This window comes from Methylophaga sp. UBA1464, from assembly GCF_002325665.1.
In the GTDB taxonomy this organism is placed as follows: Bacteria; Pseudomonadota; Gammaproteobacteria; order Nitrosococcales; family Methylophagaceae; genus Methylophaga.
Window position 1 is genome coordinate 82,476 of record NZ_DCSO01000077.1, and the last position, 7,233, is coordinate 89,708.

At 42.8% G+C, this 7,233-nt stretch carries 7 protein-coding genes; 5 read left to right on the forward strand and 2 right to left on the reverse strand.

The window, feature by feature from the left end; translation table 11 throughout:
• Window positions 1–115 precede the first annotated feature (115 nt).
• On the forward strand, window positions 116–2,545 hold the full coding sequence (locus tag B3O33_RS09645; protein WP_292362492.1) for an SIR2 family NAD-dependent protein deacylase: 2,430 nt from the start codon (window positions 116–118) through the stop codon (window positions 2,543–2,545).
• 87 nt (window positions 2,546–2,632) lie between these two features.
• On the opposite strand, the gene B3O33_RS09650 is transcribed toward B3O33_RS09645, so the two are convergent.
• Both B3O33_RS09650 and B3O33_RS09655 read right to left on the reverse strand, forming a co-directional pair.
• Complete coding sequence (locus B3O33_RS09650) at window positions 2,633–3,199, reverse strand: flavodoxin family protein (protein ID WP_292362493.1); 567 nt, start codon at window positions 3,197–3,199, stop codon at window positions 2,633–2,635.
• 61 nt (window positions 3,200–3,260) lie between these two features.
• Window positions 3,261–3,662 carry a VOC family protein gene (locus B3O33_RS09655; RefSeq protein ID WP_292362494.1) on the reverse strand — a complete coding sequence of 134 codons (402 nt, stop codon included), beginning with the start codon at window positions 3,660–3,662 and terminating at the stop codon, window positions 3,261–3,263.
• A gap of 102 nt (window positions 3,663–3,764) precedes the next feature.
• Here B3O33_RS09655 and soxR point away from each other — a divergent pair, with 102 nt between their 5' ends.
• From soxR to B3O33_RS09675, 4 genes are all read left to right on the forward strand, one after another.
• A complete protein-coding gene (gene soxR / locus B3O33_RS09660) occupies window positions 3,765–4,271 on the forward strand; it encodes a redox-sensitive transcriptional activator SoxR (RefSeq protein ID WP_292362495.1) in 507 nt (168 codons plus the stop codon).
• A 98-nt stretch (window positions 4,272–4,369) separates the two neighbouring features.
• A complete protein-coding gene (locus tag B3O33_RS09665; protein ID WP_292362496.1) occupies window positions 4,370–5,074 on the forward strand; it encodes an NYN domain-containing protein in 705 nt (234 codons plus the stop codon).
• A 143-nt stretch (window positions 5,075–5,217) separates the two neighbouring features.
• A complete protein-coding gene (locus tag B3O33_RS09670; protein ID WP_292362497.1) occupies window positions 5,218–6,672 on the forward strand; it encodes a hypothetical protein in 1,455 nt (484 codons plus the stop codon).
• Window positions 6,673–6,888: 216 nt separating this feature from the next.
• A partial coding sequence (locus tag B3O33_RS09675; protein ID WP_292363501.1) for an antibiotic biosynthesis monooxygenase occupies window positions 6,889–7,233 on the forward strand: 345 nt, incomplete at its 3' end.

Below are 7,233 nucleotides of genomic sequence, written 5' to 3' on the forward strand. Positions count from 1 at the left end.
CATTGTAAAACTAACCAATTTGAGTTTTTAGACTGATTCTAAATTATTTTTTGAAATGGATTAGAGAAATAGAAATCAAGTTGGCTGTCCCCTTGAATTTTAAAATAGGATTTATATGAGCATTTCATTATCAACCATGATTGAAGCGATTGACCCTGTAACTACAGTATTGTTTTTCGGTTCCGGTTCATCAATACCGTCGGGAGCGCCCAGCGTCAAAAAAATTATTGAGCGGGTTGGTCATGATTTTAATATTAATACTGAGGGATTCTCATTAACTGAAATTGCTAGTATCGCCGAAACGAGAAGATCCAGAAAAGAATTAATAGGTTGTTTAAGGACAATGTTTGGCAAAATTAACGTTACAGGCTCTATGTTGAATTTGCCGCTCTACAGTTGGAGAAATATCTACACCACTAACTACGATAAACTGGTTGAGCAGTCATATGAAAAGAAAGGGAAACCTTTATCAGTTATATCCTCAAATTATGATTTTAGAGAACAAAAATACCCTGAGGCAACCAAGTTATATAAATTGCATGGATGTATTGATAAGGATGTTTCAGACGGAAATCAAAGTAGGATAATAATATCCGAAGCTGACTATGATAATACTTCTGAATATAGAGAGTTCTTGTGGGATGCATTTAAGAACGATCTTAATGGTGGAAGTATAGTAATTATTGGCTATTCTCTCGCAGACCCGCATATTAAAGAAATTGTCGATAGAGCTATTTCAAATAACAATAAGTCATACTCTCCGGCCACCATCAACTTATTGTTATACACACAAGATGAAGATAGAGCTCTTCTGCTTGAGCGCAGAGGGGTTAAAGTTGCTTTTGGAAGTGTTGATGACTTTTTTATTGAGTTGCGTAAGAAATCAGCTCCTAGCTCTCTTGTTTATCAATCTACCGGTGACCCTCTTGATAATTACAGTGCTCTTCAGCCAGTAACGCTAAAGGTTGAAGACGAATTAAGAAATATTGATAAAAATGTAAGTGCAATGTTTCAGGGATGGCCAGCGACATATTCAGATATAAAAGCACAATTAACATTTGACCGAACAATTATTAAAAAATTGGAATCTTCAATCAATGATGATTCCAAATTAATAAATTGTCTATTGGGCGCAAGCGGGATGGGTAAAAGTACCTCAGCTAGGATGGTAGTGCTTAGGCTTAAAGATGTTGGGTATCACTGTTGGGAGCACAAGGGAATTCACAAATTACTTTTCGAAGAGTGGCGTTCAGTTGCAAATATTTTAAAGGATAGGAAGGAGCGGGGAATACTGTTTGTTGATGATGCTCATAATCATTTATTTGAAATAAATAATTTAATTGATTTACTGTCTACAGATGAAAATTTTCATCTGAAAATTCTTGTTACATCCACAAGAAATCATTGGTATCCAAGAATTAAAACCCCGAATATGTTTCTCAAAGGTAAGGATTTTATACTAAAGAAATTGGAAGAAGTTGAAGTTGAAGGTCTTTTATCCCTAGTAGAGTCACATGCTGAATTACAACCTTTAATCGAAAACAGTTTCTCAGGATTCTCAAGAACAGAGCGTAAGAGAAGGCTTGTTGCAAAGTGTGAGTCGGACACATTTGTATGTTTAAAGAACATCTTTGCTTCAGAGCAATTTGACGATATTGTTCTGAGGGAATACGCCGAGCTAGATAAAAATTTGCAAAATATATACAGACTAGTATCGGCAATGGAAAGCGCTGGTGTAAATGTTCATAGACAACTAGTAATAAGGCTTCTAGGAATATCGTCTCAGGCGGTATCAGCTTCTCTTGTAAACTTGGTTGACATTATTCACGAATATACGATAAGCGAACGCGAAGGAATATATGGCTGGCGGGGGCGGCATCCCGTAATCACTGACATTATTGCTAAGTACAAAATGTCTGATGAGGCGGAATACTTTAAATTATTTGAACTGGTTATCGACAATATAATTCCAACCTACGATGTTGAGATTAGAACAATAAAACAATTATGCTCATTTGATGTAGGCATAAGCCGTTTCCCAGATAAGCACATGAGAAATAAGCTTTTAAGAAAGATGATTTCAAAAGCTCCAGGAGAGCGTGTTCCAAGGCATCGGCTAATACGTTATTTAATTGATGTAAATGAGCTGGAAAAAGCAGAAACAGAAATTAGATTGTTTGAAAATGATTTCAAAACCGATGGGCCTCTTGAGAGATTTAAAATTGTTCTTTTATTGGCTCGGGCTGAAAAGGCTAGTGGAATACTTAGTGAAGATCGCATAGCTATTCTTGAGATGGCAAGGGAGAAAGCAGTTAAGGCTATTGATAGATATAAAAATAACAAAAATATATTAAAAACTTATTGTGATGTTGGTTTAGAAATATACAAAAAGACTAATGATTCAAGTGTATTTGACGATTCTATGCAGCAACTTAGAGACGCAGAGAAACGTATTGGTGACCCTGAAATTACGAACTCATTAATACAGTTCGAGCGGCAATACTCTTATCTTCAGTCACAAATATCAGAAGATGTTGATGGCTAAAAGGAAATCAAGGGGTCAGCCAACTTGATCTCCGAATTTGAAGTGCATTAGCCAAAAGGCATTAAAAACCCAAGACGTAAACGCCTGCTATCGTTTTGCTGTAAATCGTTTCGCAAGGCTGGCGACCCTTTGACCAAGATAGTGCGCTGTGATCAAATCTGTTTGGTGGACGTTACTATCCATAGAGTGAGCAATTAAGCCCGATTGAGCACCTAGGCGATTACGTTGTTCTGCATCGAAGTTACCAGGAATATCCAAGCTTACCCATAGCATGCCATGCTGACTCGCAAATACTTGCAGGTACTGAATTGTACTCAGTTGATCTCCACTCAAACTTGCCCCAATGGTAAAGCCAGCAGCGAGCTTGTCAGCCCAACGTTTCTCGGCCCACAGATCACCAGTTGCATCTGTGAAGGCCTTAAATTGCGAGGATACGCAGCCCATATACGTTGGTGAGCCAAAAACTATTGCATCTGCGGTGTCTAATTGCTGGAGTAGATGGCTGTTGCGATAACGTCCTTCAACAATGTCTGTACCAACAATCTCTGCCTGAATAACTTCTACATCTGACAGTGTTGACGCACCTGCAGCCACGGCCTGGGCAAGTTGCTTAGTTGTGCCAGTAGCTGAATGAAATACTATGACGATTTTCATCACACCACCTCCTGTTGTTGTTGGGCTTCACGGTTTAAATTTTGCTCGACTTGGATATCACTTAGATACATAACAAACTCCATTGATACTCAACGAATTCCACTTCAAAGCCTGCGGGGTCGATAAAGTAGACATTCTTACGAAATGGTTCGGTGACGCCTGGATTAGAAATGGCATAGCCAGCGTTAGTTAATCGGTCTATCACGGCAGCAAGATCATTGGTGACATAAGCAAAATGTGCCAGTCCCACGCTATGGCCTGTCAGATCACGGTTGGCACCTTCGCCGTTATCGCAGAAGGCAATATAGTGTTCATCGTCACCAAAGTGCAGCCATTTGCGTGGCTTGCCATACCAATCACTAAAGCCTTCATCACGTACATACCAGTGGGGAAATGCCGCGCGGTAAAACTTCAACATGGCATTAATATCAGTGACCACCAGATTTACATGCTCCAAGTACATAAAACATCTCCTTGCAATAATCGAGTCGACAGGTTAAAACCTCAACAAAGGTTGAGGTAAAGCTTTTTTTTCAAATTAAGCGAAAAAATTCAGGAGCAAAAGATGTCAGAGGCAAACTGGAGTGTCGGGGCGGTAGCAAAACGCTGCGGAGTAAAAATCAGTACCTTGCATTTTTATGAGCAACAAGGCCTCATCCAAAGCTGGCGTAATGATGGCAATCAGCGTCGCTATAAACCCGAAGTGCTAAGGCGAATCTCGGTGATAAAAGCTGCACAGAAAGTCGGTGTTAGCCTGGAAGATATTAGACAGGCATTCTTGTCATTACCGAATAAACGCACACCAACGGTTGAGGACTGGCAACAGCTTTCAAAAAACTGGCAACGCATGCTGGATGGCCGAATTGCGTATCTGCAAACATTGCGTAATAACTTGGCTGGTTGTATTGGTTGCGGCTGTCTTAGCATGACTAATTGCCCACTCTATAACCCTGATGACACACTGGCCGCATCAGGTAGCGGCCCCGTCATACTGGATCAGGCAGAGCAGGAGGCAATGACGGATACAACTGCTTTGGATAAATCGCTTGGCGATCTTGAATGTCAGAGCTAAATGAAATTTATCCGGCTATCAGTGATAAAGTCGTCATAAAAAACGAGTATCAATACATCGCTAATCATTAACGAATTTATATTGGCTTGAGGTGCAACATGGATGAACTAAAACAGAAAATTGCATTATTTATTGATGCGGATAACGCGCCCGCGAGTAAGTTTGAAGATGTTCTGAGTGAAGTAGCAAACTATGGTGTGGTGACTATTCGTAAAGCCTATGGTAATTGGAAGTCGCCGACGCTAAAGGCTTGGGAAGATCTGTTGCATGAATATGCCATTCAACCCATCCAGCAATATGATTTAACTAAGGGGAAGAATGCGTCAGATATCGCATTGGTGATTGATGCGATGGATGTGATGTATACCAAGCAAATTGACGTGATGTGTTTTGTGTCATCGGATTGTGATTTTACGCCGATGGTGACCAGAGCCTTAGCTGAAGGAAAGGTTGTATTGGGCTTTGGCGAGCGGAAAACACCGTCAGCATTTGTGAATGCGTGCTCTAAGTTTCTTTTCCTGGATCAAGCTAAGGAAATCACCAAAACAGCGGTTAAACCCAAGAACATAAAATCCGATACCAAATTGATACATTTGCTGCGGCAGGCCATTGAGGCAACCGAAGACGAAGACGGCTGGGCGGCACTGGGTCCTGTTGGTTCAAATATCTCGAATAAGACTTCGTTTGATACCCGAAATTATGGCTTTAAAAATCTTAGCAGCCTGTTTAAAGCCATTGATTTATTTGAATTAAAACGTGGCCCTGGCAATTCGTTTTTAGTGCGGAATGTACGGAATAAATAAGACGGTCTAAATCAATGCAGAGGGCTACCACTTTTCCAGTCTTTGTGGTGAGTTCTAGTTCACATTAATTTCAAAATTAATAGAGTTGTCATAAAAAACCACTACCTTCATTTCTGATATCAATGTTCAGACTTGGAGGTAACGTGAGACATACACACAAATTAATTTTCGCTTCAGCACTGGCTTTGGCCAACGTGCCTGTGATGGCAGCAACCTGTATTCCGGGCGGCACTGCTGATTCACCGACGCTGCTCTGTACCGCCACAGACAGTGGCAATATCAATGACAACCGAAATAATCTGTCAGTAAGCATCGAGAGCGATGCAGAGATTATCCGTGCGAGCGGGCGTCCGGTTCAATTGGAGGGCTCGAATCAATCGGTCAACAATCAGGGCCTGATTGAAAGCGGCAATGATGATGCGATTCGAGGCAAGGGCGCGAATCTGACCATCGATAATTCCGGCACCATTCGCGGTGGTGACCGCGGTATTCGTCTTCAGGATGATGCGGATAATTTCACATTGATTAACCGGGAAAGCGGGAAAATCTTTGCAGAAAATCAGGCTGTCAGGTTAGACAATGACGCTGAACTGGAAAATGCTCATATCACCAACTACGGCCTGATCCAAAGTACTGATGGGCGCGCCATCCAGAGTCGTGGACCGGGTGGTACCGTGATTAACCACGGTACGCTTCGTGGTGGTGAGGAAGTGATTGAAGCACGTGAGGATTTCACGCTTGAAAATCGCGGCACTGTCGCCCTGAACGGGTTGTCTTGGGATGCGGACACAAAGACCTGGACCAATACCGGTGCCACTGACGATGAAGACGGCGTGCAATTCGCCAGCGGAACGGCAGATAACTATGGTGTGATTCTGGGTACCGATGACGGGATCGACATTGATGAGGGCAGAGTGCATAACCATGCCACTGGTGTGATTGTCTCTACTGGGTCTGCAAGTGATCCATTGAATGGCGGTAGCGGCATTGATGTTGACGCACTGTTCGAGCCTACACAGGGTGAGGTTCGCGATGCAGGTCCACTGACCATTATCAACGAAGGTTATATCGAAGGCGTCCGGGCCATTGGTGCAGATGAAGCCAGCACTTCTGAGATCACCATTGAGAACAGCGGCACTTTAGTGGGCCGGGGAGGGAATGCCATCGAGTTTGCACCTAATCAGGGTAACAGCAGCCTGTTACTGACAGGCAACAGCGAGATTATTGGTAATGTTATTTTTGGCAGTGGCGATGACTCGCTTATCGTAGATGGGCTGACCTCGGGCATGCTCAGCACCGGCTTCTTTGATGGGGGGCTGGGTAATAACAGCGTTTTCTTTAACGACTTTTCACTATCCAATATTTTGTCATTTGATATGACTGACGCGCTGATATATATGTCCTTTGGCGTTTCGGGTGATGAACTGTTCTCAGGAAAATTCATCAACTTCTCTTCCTGGACGTTTGGTAATGATGGCACTTTCACCACCGCGGAACTCGCAAGTCAGTTGAATCCGGTGCCATTACCAGCGGCATTGCCGCTTTTCGCTTTCGGTCTTTTTGGACTGTGGGCTGGTCGGGCACGCCTGTTGGGGTAACAATCGACGAAGGACCGAACTAACAGCAGGTCGATTATGACTTAGGGTTTGGTTCCGGCATCAGCTTAATATTTAGGGTCAGTTTAAACACTCAATATGTTTGCACTGGCCCTAAATCATTTTGATATCTACGATAGAATTTTATAAAAAACGCAGGCCTTGATATTTTATGGCTAAAGCGTTTGTCCAGTTTTTTTAATTTTTAGGAAGTGAGTTATGCAACAAAAGCGTGTGGATCCGATAACCGAGGGCGCGACGGCGGTGATTACCCATCAGGTTGATAAGGACAAACACGCCGAGTATGAAGCCTGGCTAAATGAAATTGCCCCGCAATCTAAAAGTGCCCCGGGGCATCTGGATTTGAACGTTATCCGTCCCATTGCGGGGTTGACCGAAACCTACACGATCATTATCCGCTTTGATACGCAGTCACATTTGCGTGGCTGGATGGAGTCGGCCAAACGCAGTGAGTTGATAGCGAAAGTGTCACCATTGCTGGTCAAAGGTGATGATTTTTATATCAATAGCGGGCTGGATTTCTGGTTTACCCCGGAGCAGGCG

Coding starts and splice junctions, on each gene's coding strand:
- B3O33_RS09650 (WP_292362493.1), bottom strand. CDS start 3,199: ATGAAAATCGTCATAGTATTTCATTCAGCTACTGGCACAACTAAGCAA.
- B3O33_RS09645 (WP_292362492.1), top strand. CDS start 116: ATGAGCATTTCATTATCAACCATGATTGAAGCGATTGACCCTGTAACT.
- B3O33_RS09655 (WP_292362494.1), bottom strand. CDS start 3,662: ATGTACTTGGAGCATGTAAATCTGGTGGTCACTGATATTAATGCCATG.
- B3O33_RS09665 (WP_292362496.1), top strand. CDS start 4,370: ATGGATGAACTAAAACAGAAAATTGCATTATTTATTGATGCGGATAAC.
- soxR (WP_292362495.1), top strand. CDS start 3,765: ATGTCAGAGGCAAACTGGAGTGTCGGGGCGGTAGCAAAACGCTGCGGA.